Source organism: Modestobacter altitudinis, from assembly GCF_005930475.1.
Taxonomy (GTDB): domain Bacteria; phylum Actinomycetota; class Actinomycetes; order Mycobacteriales; family Geodermatophilaceae; genus Modestobacter; species Modestobacter altitudinis.
The window spans coordinates 59,029-76,267 of record NZ_SJEW01000015.1; the positions used below are offsets into that span (position 1 = coordinate 59,029).

Here is a 17,239-nt window from a genome sequence, read left to right on the forward strand (position 1 = left end):
GCAGATGATGTCGGGTCAGGCCGGATCAATCGGAGGGCGATAGAGCGCCCATCGCGGGGTCTTACATCAATCGGACGTTTGCTGTAAGGTTCCCGTCATGGTCCCTCCGCTGACTCACCTTCCTCCCAATGCCATCGGCTACTGCCGTGTCAGCACAGGCGACCAAGTCAACAGCGGGGCCGGGCTGGATGCTCAGCGGGCTGCCCTACAAGCAGAGGCCGACCGCCGAGGCTGGAATTTGGAGTTTGTCATTGAGGACGGGCTAAGCGCCAAGGACCTCAACCGCCCCGCCCTTGTTGCCGCCCTCGGTCGTATGGACAGGGGTGAGGCGGACGTCTTGATGGTTAGCAAGTTGGACCGCCTCTCCCGTTCCGTGAAGGACTTTGGAGGCCTCTTGGAACGGGCGAGTCGCCGCAATTGGTCCGTGTTGTGCCTAGACCTTGGCGTAGACACGACTACGCCGGTAGGCGAGTTCACCGCGAACGTCGTTGTCTCAGCGAGTCAATACGAGCGTCGTCTGATTGGCCAGCGGACGAAGGACGCCCTGGCCGCTAAGAAGGCTGCTGGAGTAAAGCTGGGTCGTCCGCGTCTGCTGCCTGCTGATCTGGTGAAGCGGATCGTGGAAGCTAAGGAGGTGGGAGGGAGTCTTGCTGGCATCGCACGTGACCTTACGTCAGAAGGTGTGCCGACAGCCCAGGGCGGGAAGCGCTGGTACGCATCTACGGTGGCTGCTGTGCTGCGCAGCGCCGAGCGGGCCAAGTAACGTTCGCTGCGGGCGTTAGAAGGCAACATATGGCACGCTGGCCGTCCGGCGTTCCTTCTTAGCCGGGGGTCTGGAGCCGTTTTGGTCGGCTAGATACTCGCGGGCCGATTTAAATCCCCCGTCATAGTTTGTTTCATGGGAATCACTAAGGTGAGTTGCTTCTTATAAGGGCCACTGCGGGGCCAGGGACAAGGCGGTCTGACGCGACGACCGCCGAGCCGCCCCGAAGGCGGCATGTCGAATCTCTGCAACCGCCTCAACCGTGCTTTGCTCCTCAGGGTCGGTGCAAACGTTCGCTTGATGATCGTCAGGCCCTAGGCCCAGCGCTCGCGGATACAACGTCACTTGGAGAACGCCATCTGTAGCTTCGACGCGGATCCTATTCCACAGAGACTCACGGAGGGGCTGAAGACCGGACGAGCCTACGCACCATGGTTGACAACGGGGGACCCATTTATCGACCTGTCTAGTACAGGCTACGCAATTGAGGTGCCCGGAGACAGTGACCCAGTCACGATCGTGCCGGCTCAGGCCGTTCTCGAAACCATCCGCAGCCATGCCGACGATGGGCACCCTTATGGCCTAACCATTATGCACGCACGCATATCCGGGCGCTTTGACGCGTCATACCTAAAGGTGCCCTTCCCACTACGCTTTCTTCATTGTCATTTCGAGGATTGGGTCTCTGTGATCCAGTCCGACTTCCCTGAGTTGGACTTCGCAGGCTCCAAGCTCGTGGGAATCATTGGAGATCGAGTAAGGGTTAGGGGCAACCTCAACCTGAACCGGACGGTCGTCAAAGTATCCGCTCGCTTCAGGAGCGGTCACGTCGAAGGTAACCTAAGCGCATCCGGGGCCCTGCTAGGTGAATCTGCGACCGAGTCGAAAGTCCCGGAGGCCGACCCGCTTTACACGGGGTATGCGTTCGAGGGCGACCGATTGAAAGTTGACGACTATCTCTTTCTGGACGACGGTTTCACCGCGATCGGCGGCGTGAACCTTACAGGAGCCCGCGTCGGGGGAAACCTCGAACTGCAGCATGCTGATCTCCAAATTGCAGGACCATGGCAGGTTTGGGGCTGCAACGCGGAGGACGTCGTGGTCGAAGGCAACCTAGACCTGCGAAGGCTTCAGTCTCCTACCTTCTGTCTCACATCGGCGCGCGTAAACTCACTACTTCTGGACGATCTTGAAATGCGCCCGCCTCTCCGGCTTTGGACCGACGGCTGGCAGGTTAACCAGCTCTACGGGGCCCCTCGGGAGTCGGCTGGTGCCGCTCGTCGCCTGCTCGACGGCGCGCTCCGATTCAATGCCCAGTCTTGGCATGAGCTCGCTTCGTGTTATGAGCGAGCCGGCGCCGCCTACAGAGGTCGATACTTGCGCTGGCAAGCCGCTCGACGCATCACACAGAAGAGCCCTTTGTACTTGCGACCCCTACGGTGGGTGTACGGCGCCACAACTGGTTATGGGTATTATCCTTTGATTGCTGCCGTCTGGTTGGCGCTGCTTATCGTGGGTGGGGGGCTCCTCGGCGTTGGACAACGGGATGGTTTTACTACGTCGTCAATGAACGTCCCCGCGACTGCCGTGGCGGGCACGGGTAGCGGCGCACCGCCTAGCTCTTCACCTGGCGTGCCGGTAACACATGCTCAGGACGGCCGAGTAGTTGCGACATCCTGTCCAGAGAGCCTAAGGGTTCCATGCTTCGACCCGTGGATTTATGCAGCGGAATCCGTGCTGCCGACCGCAAATCTTGGACAATCGCAGTCGTGGCAGCCCACCGGGAACCAGGCGCTTTCCGGCGTGTTCATCGCGCTGCGCGTGGCCGGCTGGGCGATGACCGCCCTGCTTATAGCCGGAGTTACAGGGCTTCTTCGCAAGACATGAATGGTCCTCTATCGGCCATCGCACGGGAGTTGAGCGAGGAGGACGTTCCGACCGCTCAGGGCGGCAAGCGTTGGTCCGCATCCACCGTGGCAGCGGTGCCTAGAAGCACTTGCTAAGAGCAGGGCGACCCCAGGACATTGAGGAAGGTTGATAGTGGACGTGGCAGGCGGGCTAGCCGGACGGTTCTCCCAGGGCGGGTGGGCACTTCACCACAGGGAAGAAATAATCGTTTCGTACTTCATTCCCCTTCCTGAGCCGCTTGGCTTCCCTGACTCGTGGCTATCGCCGGTGTACGAGAAATTGCCCGCGATCGAGCCGGAGCGTATCGTGAGCATGGGTGAGGGATTCATCCTCGCACCGCTCACCGACGACGCCGTAGTGGAGCCGGCCGACGAACCGAGTGACGAGTACCCATTACCTGTCGACGAGCGAAACTGGGCCAACAAGGTGGTCTTGCGCTCGTCGTCACTCCTCCACAGAGTGGGTGCGAACTTCGTGTCCCGGGCGTCCATCGATGCTGCGCAGGCAGTGGCGGAGCGAGCGACGGCGGGGAAGTACAGCTCCGATCAGGTGGACCCAATTGTTGTCGGACAGGGCGATGCGAGTTTCCCGGAAGAACTTCTGAGAGAGTCGCTCGCTGCTGGCGTGGGCATCGTTACGGTTGCCGAGGTGGCTGTCCCGATTCACGTCCTCGGTCGTGTGCCGGATTCGCTAAGTGTCAACTTCTCTGAGCTATCGCGCTCCGCGAACCTTGACGCCTTGCCTGGTGGTTATGACTGGCCGCCGTACGTCTCGCAGGCGGACTTCGCCAATGAGGACGACTACGCCGCTGAGGTCGCGTTGCGCGCAATGAATGGGTTGCGTATAGCGATTGCTGACGTACGTGACCTGCAAACTGCTTACCATGCCGTGACGAGAACGCCTTTGACCTTGATTTCGTATGAGCTGCTCCCTCCTATCCTCCCCGTCGGCTTTCGCCAACTGAAAGGTATCGGCGACCCCGCTGCGGGCAGCGTTTTGTCGGTTCAAACGCATGAGAACCTGTGGTCCTGGCTAGCCCCGCCAGACCTTTCGCCGGAACAGTACGAACAGTACAGCAATGTTCGCTCCCGACTGGACCGCATGGCATTCACTTCTCACCTCGACTTGCGGCGTGAGGCTGACGTGGCACGCAGACGAGACGGTGATACGCGTGCTGCCGCGATCTACTCCGGACTAGCTGCGGAAGCCTTGCTCGACGAAGTCTTGTTGCACCTTATGTGGGAGGAAGCGCTAACTCCTGAACAAGCTGCCGGTGTTTGGCGCGATGGTTTACTCAGTCGTGTGAAGAAGGACTACGCCCCCCGCCTCGGCGGCGATTGGGACATAACCTCCCAGGGGGCTGTTGGGCGCTGGTCGCGAGACTGTGCGGAACTCAGGCATCGGGCGGTCCACGGCGGCTATGAAGCGTCCTACGCCGAGGTTGACGCCTCCATGGCGGCTCTGGACGGACTCCTGGCCTATGTGTGTGACCGATTGTGCCTGCCAGCGAAGTTGCGTCATTATCCCCGAACTGCGCTGGCGCTTGCTGGGCCTCCGGGCTTGAAACGGCGCAGCCAGTACAGTCGACGTCTTGTAAACCTGCAAGCTGACGCTACGGAGACGAACTGGGACGAGGCGTTCTCGCGATGGCGAGAGGCGTACCGGCGAATCAGGCGTCAAGCTCAGGGATTCCCTAGGCTTCCAGTGGTGCACGAAAGCGAACTCATCGCGGTTGCCAGGCCCGACGGTGCTAAGTATTTTTGTCTGAGCCATAGAGAGACGGTACTCGCGGTGAAGGTCGACGTGGGGCCAGATGTGTGTTCGAAGAATGCTCGGGTCAGGGTAGTTGCTGACTGGCTTACGGACATCGATGTCACCGGCTTTGCGGAAGGCGGACTTTCGATGGGCGTGTCCGGCACCGACCTCACAGGAATCTCGATCCGCGGCGATTGGGTGGAGGCGTATCACCTGCTGCCGCTAGCCAGTCTCATGGTCGATAAGTCGGACCTTCGATAGCGAGGAGCGTCATACGACTGGGGTCAGCGTGGTAGCTTGTCCCCGCAATCCGGCGGTTGTCTAACAGTTCCAGGTGCAACGTCTGACAATGCGAGGCCACGTCAGACGTTGAAGCGGAACTCCACCACGTCGCCGTCGGCCATGACGTAGTCCTTGCCCTCGATCCGCACCCAGCCGCGGGACTTCGCCTCGGTCATCGACCCGGCCTCCATCAGCTGGTCGAAGCTGACGACCTCGGCCTTGATGAAGCCGCGCTGGAAGTCGGTGTGGATGACGCCGGCCGCCTGCGGGGCGGTGGCGCCGACCGGGATCGTCCAGGCCCGCGACTCCTTGGGACCGGCGGTCAGGTAGGTCTGCAGGCCCAGGGTGCGGAAGCCGACCCGGGCGAGCTGGTCCAGTCCCGGCTCGTCCTGCCCGATGGAGGCCAGCAGCTCGGCGGCCTCCTCGTCGGGCAGCTCGATCAGCTCGGACTCGGTCTGCGCGTCGAGGAAGATCGCCTCGGCCGGTGCGACCAGCGCCCGCAGCTCGTCGAGCACCTCGGTGTTGGCCAGCTCGTCGGCGTCGACGTTGAAGACGTACAGGAACGGCTTGGTGGTCAGCAGCGTCAGCTCGCGCAGCGGCTCGGGGTCGACCCCGGCACCGAACAGCGTCGTGCCCTTGTCGAGCACCTCCTGCGCGGCGACGGCGGCGTCGTGCAGCGCCTTGCGCTCCTTGTCCTTGCGCGACTCCTTCTCCAGCCGCGGGATGGTCTTCTCCAGCGTCTGCAGATCGGCCAGCACCAGCTCGGTGTTGATCGTCTCGATGTCGTCGGCCGGGTCGACCTTGCCCTCGACGTGGACGACGTCGGGGTCGGTGAAGACCCGGATGACCTGGCAGATCGCGTCGCTCTCGCGGATGTTGGCGAGGAACTTGTTGCCCAGCCCCTGACCCTCGCTGGCGCCGCGCACGATGCCGGCGATGTCGACGAAGGACACCGTCGCCGGGATGGTCTTCTGCGAGCTGAACACCTCGGCCAGCTTGCCGAGTCGCGGGTCGGGGACCCCGACGACGCCGACGTTGGGCTCGATTGTGGCGAACGGGTAGTTCGCGGCGAGCACGTCGTTCTTGGTCAGCGCGTTGAAGAGCGTCGACTTGCCGACGTTGGGCAGGCCGACGATCCCGATGGTGAGACTCACGGGAGACCAGCTTACGGGCGTCCGGCTACACCGACGGCAGGATGAGGATCTCGGTGCCGTCGGGGCGGAATGTGCGCCATCGCCCGCCGGGATCTCGTTCGATCCGGAAGCCGTGGTGGACCTTGGTGTGGTGCCGTTCGCACAACAGCCCGGAGTTCTCGAGCGAGGTCTCCCCGCCGAAGATCCAGTGCACGAGGTGGTGCACGTCGCACCAGTAGGTCGGGGCGCCGCAGCCGGCGAACACGCAGTGCCCGTCCCGTAGTTCGACGGCCTTGCGCAGGCCTGGGGTGACGACCCGGTGGTCCCGGCCCAGGTCCAGCAGCACCCCGTCGGGGCCCATCACGATCCTCGACATGCTCGCGTCGCAGGCCAGCCAGCGGGCCCGGGCCGCCGAGATCTGCCCACCGAACCCGGTGCGGGCCGCACCCGGGCCGGTGGCGGGGTCGATCAGGTCATCGATGTCCAGGTTGAGCACCACCTGCGGCTTCACCGTCCGCAGCTTGGGCAACCCACCGGAGGCCAGCGCGTTGTCACAGAGTTGGACGAGGGCGTCGGCGAGCTGCTGGGCGCGGGTGCGGTCATCGCCTTGGGGCCGGTTGGCCTGCACCATCGACTCCAGCGCGGCCTCGAACTTCTCCCCGCTCACCGCGTCGAGCTCCCCGCGGATGGACCGGCGCCCATCGGCGTGCCGCGCCACCTGGACCTGGCGGCCCTCGGTGGGGTCCGGTTCGGTGCCATCAGGGTCCAGCGCCTCCCGGTAGTGGTGCACCACCTGGGCGAGCCGGTCATGGGCCTCACCGTGAGCGACGGCGACCAGCGCCCGGTCGATCGCGCCCAGGTCGACGTCCTGCTCGGCGGCCGCGGCCCGTTCGGCCTCCCCGGCGATCGGGGCGATCACCGCCACCTGCGAGGCGGTGAGGGTGCCGGCCGCGAACGCCGCCGCGGTGGCCGGCAGGTGCTCCAACGCCCGGCCTGAGCGCACCAGCCGCCCGGCCTCCCCCGCCGACAGGTGCCCGTGCCCACGCAGCCAGGACGGCATCGTCTTCTTCCCGTCGTGCTCCGCGGCGCCGGTGGCATCGGCGTGCCGGACGGTGCGGGTCAGCTCCGCAGTCGCCCGGTTGACCACCGTCATCAGCAGAGTCGCCCGGTCCAGCACCGCACCCGCGGGAAGGGCAAAGAGGTCTTCAGCGGCCAGGGCGTCCAGCGCGGACTGCAACTCACCCACCGGACACCCCCTCCACGTCTTCGAACACGTGTACGAATACTACCGCGCAAGCGACGCCTGAACAAGACATATCCCCAGCTCAGAGGCTCGTCCACAGATCTTGGAAGCCACTTGACAGTCATCGCGATGTGCCGGAGTCGACGCCACAGGCGTGCTTCCGGCGAAGGAGTGACCGCCGGGCGGGAGCGGGAGGTCAGTAGCCGGGGCCGGGGAGCAGGCCGCGCTCCACGGCCACCAGCACCGCCCGGGTCCGGTCGTCGACGCCCAGCTTGGCGAAGACCCGCAGCAGGTGGGTCTTCACCGTCGCCTCCCCGATGAACAGGTCCCGGCCGATGTCGGCGTTGGTCAGCCCGCGCGCCACCCCGGCCAGCACCTGCAGCTCCCGGGCGGTCGGCGCCTCCGCGGCCGGCGCCCGCATCCGGGACACCAGCTTCGCCGCGACCGGCGGTGCCAGCACCGTCTCCCCGCGGGACGCGGCGCGGACGGCGTCCGCCAGCTGCGGCAGCGGGGTGTCCTTGAGCAGGTAGCCCGTCGCGCCGGCCTCGACGGCCCGCACGATGTCCGCGTCGGTGTCGTAGGTGGTCAGCACCAGCACCCGGACGTCGGGGTGCGCGGCCGCGATCCGACCCGTTGCCGTCACCCCGTCCATCCGCGGCATCCGCAGGTCCATGAGGACGACGTCCGGCCGGTGCTCGGCGACCGCGGCCAGTGCCTCCAGCCCGTCGGCGGCCTCCCCCACGACCTCCAGGTCGGGTTGCGCGGCGAGCCAGCCGACCAGCCCGCCACGCACCACCGGGTGGTCGTCCACCACCAGCACCCGGGTCATGGCTCGGCTCCCGTCTCGATCCGCTGCCCGCTCGCCGGCGCTCGCTGCGGTGCTCCCTCGACCGTCGTCGTCGCACTCGGCACGCGGACGGTCACGCGCGTTCCCTCCCCCGGTGCCGAGGCGACGTCGACCGCCCCGCCGACCTCCTCCGCCCGGTCGCGCAGCCCGGCCAGCCCCACGCCCGGGGCGGCCGCGGGGTCGAAGCCGACCCCGTCGTCCTGCACGTGCACCGACACCGCGCCCCCGATCCGGCTCAGCCGCAGCACCACCGCGCTCGCCGCCGCATGCCGGCGCACGTTGGCCAGCGCCTCCTGCGCGCCGCGCAGCAGCACGATCTCCTCGGCGCGGGTCAGCCCGCTCTCGGCGTCCCCGAGGGAGGTGGTGTCCAGCCGGGTGGCCAGGCCGGTCTCCCGGCCGAAGCGCTCGGTCAGCCGCTCCAGCGCCTCGATCAGCGTCGCCGAGTCCAGCGCGACGGGGGCGAACGCGGCCACCATGGCCCGCGCCTCGGCCAGGTTCTCCCGGGCGACCTCCTCGATCAGCGCAACACGTTCCGCGGCCGCGCCGGGGTCGTCGGGCAGCTGGGCGGCCGCGGTCTGGGCCAGGACGACGATGCTCGTGTAGCCCTGGGCGAGGGTGTCGTGCACCTCGCGGGCGATCCGCTCCCGCTCGGCGACCACCCCCTGCTCGCGGTGCGCGGCGGCCAGCTCGGCGCGAGTCGACTCCAGCTCGCGGATCAGCGTGGCCCGCTGCGCGCTCTGCTCCAGCACCCGAAACACCCACAGCCCCATCGCCAGGCTGAACACCAACCCGACCAGGGTCTCCCCCGGCCCCCACAGCGGCTCGTCGCCGCGCGTGACGGCGATCGCCGGGGCCACGGTCGCCGCGCCGGCCAGCACGAGCGTCCAGACCACACCCGCACGCAGCGAGTCCACGAAGAACCAGACCTGCGGGTAGGCCAGGAACATCAGGAACAGCAACGAGGGCTGCTGCCAGGCCAGCACGCCGATCACGACCACCAGGACGGCGAGGTAGGCCGTCGGCCGCTCCCGCCGCCAGTCGGTGAGAGACAGCGGCCCGACCAGCACGTACGCCAGCACCCACACCGCCAGCGCGCCCAGCAGCACCCGCCGGTCGGCGTCGACGTCGCCCGCCGCGGCGACGCCTGCGGCGACCCCGACCAGGACGACGAACGCGGCGTGCAGCACCAGCACGGTCACCCGACGCGCCTCCGGGGACAGCGGCGAGCCGCCGCCGTCCCCCCGCGCGGGGACGGCGACGGACCCGCGCCCGGAGCCGGAGGTCATCCCTCGGCCCGACGCCAGCGGAACGTCCGCGCGCACACCACGAGGCCGATGATCACCCATGCCCCCAGCACGAGGACAGTCCGGCCGTGCTCCCATCCGCCGGCCACCTCGAACGCGCCGGCCTGCTCGGGCAGGAACGCCGAGCGCATGCCCTGGGTCAGCCACTTCAGCGGGAACAGGGCCGCGAGCTGCTGCATCCAGCCGGGCAGCTCCAGGAAGCCGAAGAAGACCCCGGAGAAGAACTGCAGGACCAGCGCCAGCGCCGAGATGCCGGTGGTCACCGAGGACGCACTGCCGGGCAGTGCGGAGACCGCGATCCCGAGCACCGTGCCGGCCAGCGCACCGAGCACCGCCACCCAGCCGAACGTGAGCCAGTGGGCCAGGTCGACCGGCATCGGGACGTCGTAGCCGTAGCGGGCCACCGGCAGCAGCAGCGCCAGCTGGGCGGCCAGCGCGACCAGCACCTGGCCGACCTTGCCCGCGAAGTAGGCCGCCGGCGGGGTGCCCAGCAGCTGCAGCCGCGCCAGCAAGCCCGCCTCGCGCTCCGCGGCGATCGTCGTCCCGACCGCCTGGAAGCTGATCAGCATGATGCCGGTGGCCGCGATCCCGGCCAGGAAGTACTGCGGGAAGGGGATGTCACCTGGGCGTTCGTCGCCGCCGAGGATGGCCGAGAAGATCACCATCATCAGCACCGGATAGGCGAAGGTGAACACCACGAGCTGCCGCTCCCGGGCGAAGACCGTGAGCTCCAGGCGCACCCTGGCCAGTGCGATGCGCGCGGCCGACGGCGGGGCGGGGCGGGTGCCGGTCAGGACGGCGGTCATCGCTGCTCTCCTCCGGGAGTGGCGCCGACGAGGGAGAGGTAGACGTCCTCCAGGCTGGGGCGGGTGACGGACAGTCCGGGCACCTCGTGCGGGGTGGCCGCGAGCAGGTCGCGCAGGACGAGCGCCGGCGCCTCGGTGCTCACCTGGCGCCAGTCGCCGTCCTCCCGCCAGCGGACGGTGGACCGCCGGCGCAGTTGCCCGCCGATCTCCTCCGGCGGGGCGACGTCGACCAGCCGGCCACCGGCGACGACCCCGACCCGGTCGGCCAGCTCCGCGGCCTCCTCGAGGTAGTGCGTGGTCAGCAGCACCGTCGTCCCGCCCGCGCGCAGGTCCCGGACCAGCTGCCAGAACTGACGGCGGGCGACCGGGTCCATCCCGGTGGTGGGCTCGTCGAGGAAGACCAGCTCCGGCCGTCCTTGCACGCCGAGCGCGACCGCGAGCCGCCGTCGCTGGCCGCCGGAGAGCCGGCCCACCCGCACGCCGGCCTGCTCCTGCAGCCCGACTGCGGCCAGCAGCTCGTCGGTGGGCCGCGGGGTGGAGGTGTAGGCGGCGAAGTGGTCCAGCGCCTCCCGGACGCTGAGCGCCTGACCGGCGCTCTCGTCCTGGCTGACCACCCCGATCCGGGCGCGCCACGCCCGGCCCGCGGTCGCCGGGTCCTCACCCAGCACCCGGACCTCGCCGGCGTCCCGGCGTCGCACCCCCTCGAGCACCTCGATCGTGGTCGTCTTGCCCGCGCCGTTGGGGCCGAGCAGCGCGAAGCACTCGCCGCGGCGGACGTCGAGGTCCAGCCCGTCGAGGACGGCCCGGCCTCCGTAGCTCTTGCGCAGGCCGCGGACGGACACGACGGGAGAGGTCCCGGACGTGCCGGCGGGCGGCGGTGCCACCTGGGTCGATGTCATGCACCGACCCTGTCGCCGCCCGTCCGCCGCCGGGACCACCGGAGCGTGGGTCCGCCGTCCACCGTTCGGTGGACGGCCCTCCACCGCCGCGTCCGAAAGCCGCCAGTCGACCCCCCGGATCGGTGCCATGCTCGTGCCCATGACAGCCGTACTGGAGCGTGGCCGGCTCGACGCGGAGCACTGCTACCGAGCCGTCGCCAGCCGCGATCCACGCTTCGACGGGTGGTTCGTCACCGCTGTGCACAGCACCGGCATCTACTGCCGTCCGTCGTGCCCGGCACGCACCCCGCTGCAGCGCAACGTCGAGTTCCACACCACCGCGGCCTCGGCCCAGGCGGCCGGCTTCCGCGCCTGCCGCCGGTGCCGGCCCGACGCCGTCCCCGGGTCGCCGGACTGGGACGTGCGCGCCGACGTCGTCGCCCGGGCGATGCGGCTGATCGCCGACGGCGAGGTGGAGCGCGGCGGGGTCGGCGGGCTGGCCGGGCGGCTGGGGTACTCCGAGCGGCAGCTGCACCGGCTGCTCACCAGCGAGCTCGGCGTCGGCCCGCTGGCGCTGGCCCGTGCGCAGCGCGCCCAGACCGCCCGGCTGCTCATCGAGACGACCCTGCTGCCGATGACCGACGTCGCGTTCGCGTCCGGCTTCGCGTCCATCCGGCAGTTCAACGACACGGTCCGGTCGGTCTTCGGGCGGACGCCCTCCGAGCTGCGCCCGGCCACGCCGCGCACCAACGGCGGCGCCCCCGGCTGGCTGACCCTGCGGCTGGCCGCCCGCGCTCCGTTCGCCGCCGAGGAGGTGCTGCTCTTCCTCGGCGCGCACGCCACCCCCGGCCTGGAGGAGTGGGACGGGACGACGTTCTCCCGGGTGCTGGACCTGCCGCACGGGCCCGCCGTCGTCCGTCTCTCCCCCGCCCCGGACGGCGGCGCGGCGGTGACCGCCCGGCTGCGGCTGCACGAGCTGCGCGACCTCGGGGTGGCGGTGACCCGCTGCCGTCGGCTGCTGGACCTGGACGCCGACCCCAGCGCCGTCGACGCCGTGCTCGGCGCGGACCCGGCGCTCGCACCGCTGGTCGCCGGCGCGCCGGGACGGCGGGTGCCGACCGCGCCGGACGCCGAGGAGCTCGCCGTCCGGGCGGTGCTGGGCCAGCAGGTCTCGGTGGCCGGCGCCCGCACGCTCACCGCCCGGGTGGTCGCCGCCGCGGGCCGCCCGCTGGTCGAGCCGGTCGGCACCCTCACCCACGCCTTCCCCCGCGCCGCCGACCTCGCCGACGCCGACCTCTCCGCGGTCGGGCTCACCGGGGCGCGGCGACGCACGGTGCACACCGTGGCCGCCGCGCTCGCCGAGGGCTCCGTGGTGCTGAACCCGGGGTCGGACCGGGACGAGGCCCGCCGGCAGCTGCTGGCACTGCCGGGCATCGGCCCGTGGACGGCGGCCCTGGTCGGGCTGCGCGGGCTGGCGGACCCCGACGTCTGGCTGCCCGGTGACCTGGCGCTGCGCCGCAGCCTGGCCGCACTGGGCAGCTCCGACGCCGAGGCCGACGAACGCTGGCGGCCGTGGCGCTCCTACGCCGTGATGCACCTGTGGGCGCTCGCCGTCCCCACGCTCTTCACCCGCGGTCCCCTCTCCGATCGGAGCCCGTCATGAGCACCGCCCCCGCCCGGTTCGCCTGCACGGCGACCCCACCCGGACCGTTCACCGTCGTCGTCACCACCGGGCCGGACGGCGAGGACGTCGTCCTCGCCAGCGGCTGGACCGACGACGTCAGCGACCTGCTGCCCGTCGTCCACCGGTCGCTGCGGCCGACCTGGGTCGAACGCGCCGACACCCTGCCGGTGCTCGACGTCGTCGCGGCGTTCACCGCCGGGGACGTCGCCGCGATCGACGCCGTGCCGGTGCGGCAGCGGTCCGGCCCGTTCCTCACCGACGCCTGGGAGGTGCTGCGCACCGTGCCGGCCGGTCAGCCGGACACCTACGCCGAGTTCGCCGCCCGGTGCGGGCGCCCGTCCGCGATCCGCGCAGCGGCCGGCGCCTGCGCACGCAACGCCGCGGCGCTGTTCGTGCCCTGCCACCGGGTGCTGGCCACCGGCGGCGGGCTGGGCGGCTTCCGCTGGGGGACGCCGGTCAAGCGCTGGCTGCTCGACCACGAGGCGGAGCACGCCCCCGTCGCGGCCTGAGCCACGCCGGTCAGACCGGCGCGGACAGCTCCAGGTTGATGTCGTCGGGGTCCTGCAGCGACAGGACAGCCAGCCCCATGCCGTCGAGCTCGTGGACCTGCCCGTGCACCACCCCGGCCTCGTCGAGCCGGGCAGCGGCCGCCCGCAGGTCCGCCAGCGAGCCGAGCGCGAGGCTCAGGTGGTCCAGCCCCACCCGGGTGGACTCGAAGACGTCACCGGTCGCCGCCACCGGGCGCAGCCCGACGAGCTGGTCGCCGAGCGGGAACACGCAGCCGCCGAAGAGGCGGGCGGGGTCCTCGCGCACCCCGGGCTCGTCGACCTGGTCGCTGAAGTCGAACGCCGGGTCGACCCCGAGCAGGGACCGGTAGAACGCCCGGGAGCGGGCGATGTCGGTGACGGTGAGCCGGACGTGGTGGATGGCCTGCGGCCTGGCCAGCGGGGTGTCGGTCATGCCGCCACTGTCGGACACGCGGGCCACCGCCGCTCACCGGGAACTGTCGGACCCGTGGGGCAGGCTGCTGCCCATGGACGCCGCCTCCCTGCTCCTCGGGCTCCTCGTCGGCGCGCTGCTGGCCACCGCCGTGACCCTCGGCGTCGTAGCACTGCGCGGCCGGTCCACCGCGGCGCCGGACGCGCTCGAGCCGGTGCACGAGTCGCTGGACCACCTGCACCGGCTGCTGGCCGGCATCGAGCGGGACCGCCTCACCGCGCACGGGGAGCTGCGCGAGCAGGTCGGCACCATCGGGCAGACCTCGGCGCTGCTGCGCCAGGAGACGGCGTCGCTGGTCACCGCACTGCGCACGCCGCACGTGCGCGGTCGGTGGGGCGAGCTGCAGCTGCGCCGGGTGGTCGAGGTCGCCGGGCTGCTGGAGCACTGCGACTTCGTGGAGCAGCCCTCGGGCACCACCGAGGACGGTGCCCGGGTCCGGCCCGACCTGGTGGTCACCCTCGCCGACGGGCGCCAGGTGATCGTCGACGCGAAGGTGCCCTTCACCGGCTACATCGACGCCGTCCAGGCCACCGACCAGGCGGTACGGGCCCAGCGGGTCGCCGACCACGCACGCCAGCTGCGCACCCACGTCGACGCGCTGGCGGCCCGCCACTACCCCAGCGCGTTCGGCTCGGCGGCGCCGTTCACCGTGCTGTTCGTCCCCTCCGACGGCTTCCTCACCACCGCACTGGAGGCCGAGCCCGCGCTGCTCGAGCACGGCTTCGCCCGCGACGTCATCGTCGCGACACCGAGCACCCTGCTGGCGCTGCTGCGCACCGTGGCGTACTCGTGGCGTCAGGAGCGGCTGGCCCAGGACGCCGCGGCGGTGCTCGAGGTCGGCCGAACGGTGCACACCCGGCTGAGCACGCTGTCCGGCCACCTCACCCGGCTCGGCTCGGCCCTGGGGTCGGCGCTCACCCGGTACAACGAGACCGTCGGGTCCTACGAGAACTCGGTGCTGGTGGCCACCCGCCGGTTCGACGACCTCGGTGTCGCCGCCGCGCCGGTGCCCACGCCCGGACCGGTCGAGGGCGCGGTGCGCGTGCTGCGGTCGGTGCCCGACGGCGAGCCGGCCCCGCGTCCGGCCGAGCTGCCCCTCCCCGGCTCGCGCACCATCGCGCCCGGCACCGGCCCGGCCGGCACGGGGTTCAGCGCCACCGGCCCCTCCGTCACCGGGCACGGCGCCATCGGGCACGGCGCCACCGCCTACGAGGGCACCGCCTACGAGGGCACCGCGTATGACGACCCGGGGTACGACAGCACCCGGTACGGCAGCGGGATCGACGGCACCGCCGGCTGAAGCGCCCTCGGAGTCGCCGCGCCCGCGACCGCTGGGGTCGCTGGGGCTGCTGAGGTGCAGCTGTGCACAAAGCGCCACCTGGCGCCCGCGACACCGGCGACTTCTGGCCCGCGACTCCCGCGAGGTCCAGCGTCTACTCAGGAAGGGCCGTTACCGTGGCCCGACCGGGTGGTGCGTTGACGCGTGCTGCCGTCGACGAGGAGGTGCACCATCGCTCCGGTCACTGTCGATGCTCGAGCTGGGGACTGGCGGGAGGAAGCCGTGCGTGCAGAGCGCAACGACGCCGGCTCCGCAGCCGGCCGTGGGTACCCGTCACCGCGCGCGGGAGGCAGCAGCCCCCGGGGGCGCGTCCCCGAGCGGTCCGAGCGGGAGCGCCTCGAGCGCGACCGCCCGGCCCGTGGCGGCCACCCGCCCGAGCGCCGCGCCCCTGATCCCCGATCCGCCCGCAGCGGACCTCCCCGGCCCTCCGGCGAGGTCGGCCGGCCGGCGGTCGACGACCGCCGTGCCGGTCCCGCAGCAGCAGGGCGGACCCGTACCGCGCCGGCTGCCGGCTCCCGGCTGCGCGGCGTCGTCGCCGTCCTGGGCGTCTTCCTGCTGACCCTCGTCGCCGCGGCCGCCGACTCCTACATCGGCCTGGGCCTGGGGATGATCACCCTGGTCGCGCTGACCGCGGGCACCGTCGTGGCGACCCTGACCGTCCGCCGAGGCGACCTGCTGACCGTGGTGGTCGCCCCGCCGTTGGTGTTCATCGCGGTGGCCGTGGTCAACCTGGCCCTGGCACCGTCGGCCGACCTGACCCTGCCGGGCCTGGCGACGCTGCTGGTCCGCGGGTTCCCGGCGATGGGCATCGCCACCGGCGCCGCCATCGCGCTGTCGCTGTTCCGGCTGGTCAGCAAGCGCTGAGCTCCGCACGCAGGAAGGGCCGGCACCCATCGGGTGCCGGCCCTTCCTGCTCCCGCCTCTGCGGCGGGTGCCTCAGTCGGTCTCGACGGCGAGCGCGGCGCGCTTCTGCTTCAGCTCGTGCGGCAGGGCGAACACCAGCCGCTCCTCGGCGGCCTTGACGCTCGAGACGTCCGGGTAGCCGCGCTCGGCCAGCCAGTCCAGCACGTCGCTGACCAGGATCTCCGGCACCGAGGCACCGCTGGTGACGCCGACCGTGCCGACCCCCTCGAGCCAGGCCTCGTCGATCTCCGAGGCGAAGTCGACCAGGTGGGAGTCGCGGGCGCCGGCCTCCAGCGCCACCTCGACCAGCCGGACGGAGTTCGACGAGTTCGTGGAGCCGACCACGATGACCAGGTCGCACTCACCGGCCATCTGCTTGACGGCCTGCTGGCGGTTCTGCGTGGCGTAGCAGATGTCGTCGCTGGGCGGGCTCTGCAGACCGGGGAAGCGGGCCTTGAGCGAGTCCACCGTGGTGAGCGTCTCGTCGACCGACAGCGTCGTCTGGGACAGCCAGACGACCTTGTCCGGGTCGCGGACCTGCACGTTGGCGATGTCGTCGGCGCCGTCGACCAGCTGGGTGTTCGCCGGGGCCTCGCCCATGGTGCCCTCGACCTCCTCGTGCCCGCGGTGGCCGATGAGGAGGATGTCGTAGTCCTCCTTGGCGAAGCGCTTGGCCTCCATGTGCACCTTGCTGACCAGCGGGCAGGTCGCGTCGATCGTCTGCAGCGACCGGGCCTCGGCCTCGGCCTTCACCGCCGGGGAGACCCCGTGCGCGCTGAACACCACGACGGCACCCTCGGGGACCTCGTCGGTCTCGTCGACGAACACCGCGCCGCGGCGCTCCAGGGTGGCCACCACGTGCTTGTTGTGGACGATCTGCTTCCGGACGTAGACCGGCGCACCGTGGATCTCCAGCGCCCGCTCGACGGCGACCACCGCCCGGTCGACGCCGGCGCAGTACCCACGGGGGTCGGCCAGCAGGACGCGTCCGCGTGGTTCAGCCATTCCCCCATCCTAAGTGGGCGCAGCGACCGGGACGCGGCAGTGGCGAAGGTCTCCTCGGCGCCGGATCTGCCACCCCTGCGGAGGAGGACGGCACAGGTCGGGCTGCCGCTGGCCGTCGGGTGGGGCACGCTGGAGGCATGGCTCGAGAGATCCCCGAGGTCGTCCGCGCATTCGCCGGACTGGCCGCCACCGTGCTCGATGAGGCCCGCAAGCTCCCCGTGACGCTGCCCGGACTGCCAGTGCGGGTGATCGGGCAGGTCCTGCAGCACTCGCTGAAGCTGCAGCAGCAGTACTCCGGGCTGGTGGCCCGGGGCGACGAGCTGTTCACCGGGCTGCGCGGTGCCGCCGAGCCGGGGATGGCGACGTTCGACGACGACCTCCCCGCTCCTC

General features: G+C 70.5%; 16 protein-coding genes. 8 read left to right on the forward strand and 8 right to left on the reverse strand.

Going from position 1 to position 17,239, the window contains the following annotated elements; all coding sequences use genetic code 11:
* The first annotated feature begins 97 nt into the window (after window positions 1–97).
* The 3 genes from FHL79_RS26460 (at window position 98) to FHL79_RS08140 (ending at window position 4,687) form a co-directional block, all read left to right on the forward strand.
* A complete protein-coding gene (locus FHL79_RS26460; RefSeq protein ID WP_138758103.1) occupies window positions 98–763 on the forward strand; it encodes a recombinase family protein in 666 nt (221 codons plus the stop codon).
* Window positions 764–1,450: 687 nt separating this feature from the next.
* Window positions 1,451–2,650 (forward strand): hypothetical protein, encoded by a 1,200-nt coding sequence (locus FHL79_RS08135; protein ID WP_138758104.1) that lies wholly within the window; start codon window positions 1,451–1,453, stop codon window positions 2,648–2,650.
* A 288-nt stretch (window positions 2,651–2,938) separates the two neighbouring features.
* Entirely contained in the window at window positions 2,939–4,687 is a 1,749-nt protein-coding gene (locus FHL79_RS08140; protein WP_138758105.1) for a hypothetical protein, read from the forward strand.
* A gap of 101 nt (window positions 4,688–4,788) precedes the next feature.
* Here the strand turns inward: FHL79_RS08140 and ychF are convergent, their stop codons facing one another.
* The 6 genes from ychF to FHL79_RS08170 form a co-directional block, all read right to left on the reverse strand.
* Window positions 4,789–5,862: a redox-regulated ATPase YchF gene (ychF, locus tag FHL79_RS08145; RefSeq protein ID WP_138758106.1), complete on the reverse strand. Its 1,074-nt coding sequence runs from the start codon at window positions 5,860–5,862 to the stop codon at window positions 4,789–4,791.
* A gap of 25 nt (window positions 5,863–5,887) precedes the next feature.
* On the reverse strand, window positions 5,888–7,087 hold the full coding sequence (locus tag FHL79_RS08150; protein ID WP_138758107.1) for an HNH endonuclease signature motif containing protein: 1,200 nt from the start codon (window positions 7,085–7,087) through the stop codon (window positions 5,888–5,890).
* 193 nt (window positions 7,088–7,280) lie between these two features.
* Window positions 7,281–7,913 carry a response regulator gene (locus tag FHL79_RS08155; protein WP_138758108.1) on the reverse strand — a complete coding sequence of 211 codons (633 nt, stop codon included), beginning with the start codon at window positions 7,911–7,913 and terminating at the stop codon, window positions 7,281–7,283.
* The gene (locus FHL79_RS08160) at window positions 7,910–9,217 is read right to left on the reverse strand and encodes a sensor histidine kinase (RefSeq protein WP_138758109.1); all 1,308 of its coding nucleotides are present in this window, start codon (window positions 9,215–9,217) and stop codon (window positions 7,910–7,912) included. Before FHL79_RS08160 ends, FHL79_RS08155 begins: the two co-directional genes overlap by 4 nt.
* Window positions 9,214–10,041: an ABC transporter permease gene (locus tag FHL79_RS08165; RefSeq protein ID WP_138758110.1), complete on the reverse strand. Its 828-nt coding sequence runs from the start codon at window positions 10,039–10,041 to the stop codon at window positions 9,214–9,216. The genes FHL79_RS08160 and FHL79_RS08165 overlap by 4 nt, the downstream gene beginning before the upstream one ends.
* Window positions 10,038–10,940, reverse strand: a complete 903-nt coding sequence (locus FHL79_RS08170) for an ABC transporter ATP-binding protein (protein WP_138758111.1) — start codon at window positions 10,938–10,940, stop codon at window positions 10,038–10,040. The genes FHL79_RS08165 and FHL79_RS08170 overlap by 4 nt, the downstream gene beginning before the upstream one ends.
* A gap of 139 nt (window positions 10,941–11,079) precedes the next feature.
* On the opposite strand from FHL79_RS08170, the gene FHL79_RS08175 reads away from it, so the two are divergent.
* Window positions 11,080–12,582: an AlkA N-terminal domain-containing protein gene (locus tag FHL79_RS08175; RefSeq protein WP_138758112.1), complete on the forward strand. Its 1,503-nt coding sequence runs from the start codon at window positions 11,080–11,082 to the stop codon at window positions 12,580–12,582.
* A complete protein-coding gene (locus FHL79_RS08180; protein ID WP_138758113.1) occupies window positions 12,579–13,112 on the forward strand; it encodes a methylated-DNA--[protein]-cysteine S-methyltransferase in 534 nt (177 codons plus the stop codon). The genes FHL79_RS08175 and FHL79_RS08180 overlap by 4 nt, the downstream gene beginning before the upstream one ends.
* A gap of 10 nt (window positions 13,113–13,122) precedes the next feature.
* Here FHL79_RS08180 and FHL79_RS08185 read toward each other — a convergent pair whose 3' ends face one another.
* Window positions 13,123–13,563 (reverse strand): VOC family protein, encoded by a 441-nt coding sequence (locus FHL79_RS08185; protein WP_138758114.1) that lies wholly within the window; start codon window positions 13,561–13,563, stop codon window positions 13,123–13,125.
* 73 nt (window positions 13,564–13,636) lie between these two features.
* Between FHL79_RS08185 and FHL79_RS08190 the strand changes: the two genes are divergently transcribed.
* Window positions 13,637–14,902, forward strand: coding sequence for a DNA recombination protein RmuC (locus FHL79_RS08190; RefSeq protein WP_138758115.1), 1,266 nt, complete (start codon window positions 13,637–13,639; stop codon window positions 14,900–14,902).
* A 261-nt stretch (window positions 14,903–15,163) separates the two neighbouring features.
* Complete coding sequence (locus FHL79_RS08195) at window positions 15,164–15,805, forward strand: DUF6542 domain-containing protein (RefSeq protein ID WP_138758116.1); 642 nt, start codon at window positions 15,164–15,166, stop codon at window positions 15,803–15,805.
* 72 nt (window positions 15,806–15,877) lie between these two features.
* Here FHL79_RS08195 and FHL79_RS08200 read toward each other — a convergent pair whose 3' ends face one another.
* Window positions 15,878–16,849, reverse strand: a complete 972-nt coding sequence (locus FHL79_RS08200; RefSeq protein ID WP_138758117.1) for a 4-hydroxy-3-methylbut-2-enyl diphosphate reductase — start codon at window positions 16,847–16,849, stop codon at window positions 15,878–15,880.
* A 137-nt stretch (window positions 16,850–16,986) separates the two neighbouring features.
* On the opposite strand from FHL79_RS08200, the gene FHL79_RS08205 reads away from it, so the two are divergent.
* Window positions 16,987–17,239, forward strand: a 253-nt coding sequence (locus FHL79_RS08205) for a hypothetical protein (protein ID WP_218938378.1), incomplete at its 3' end; no start/stop codon positions are given.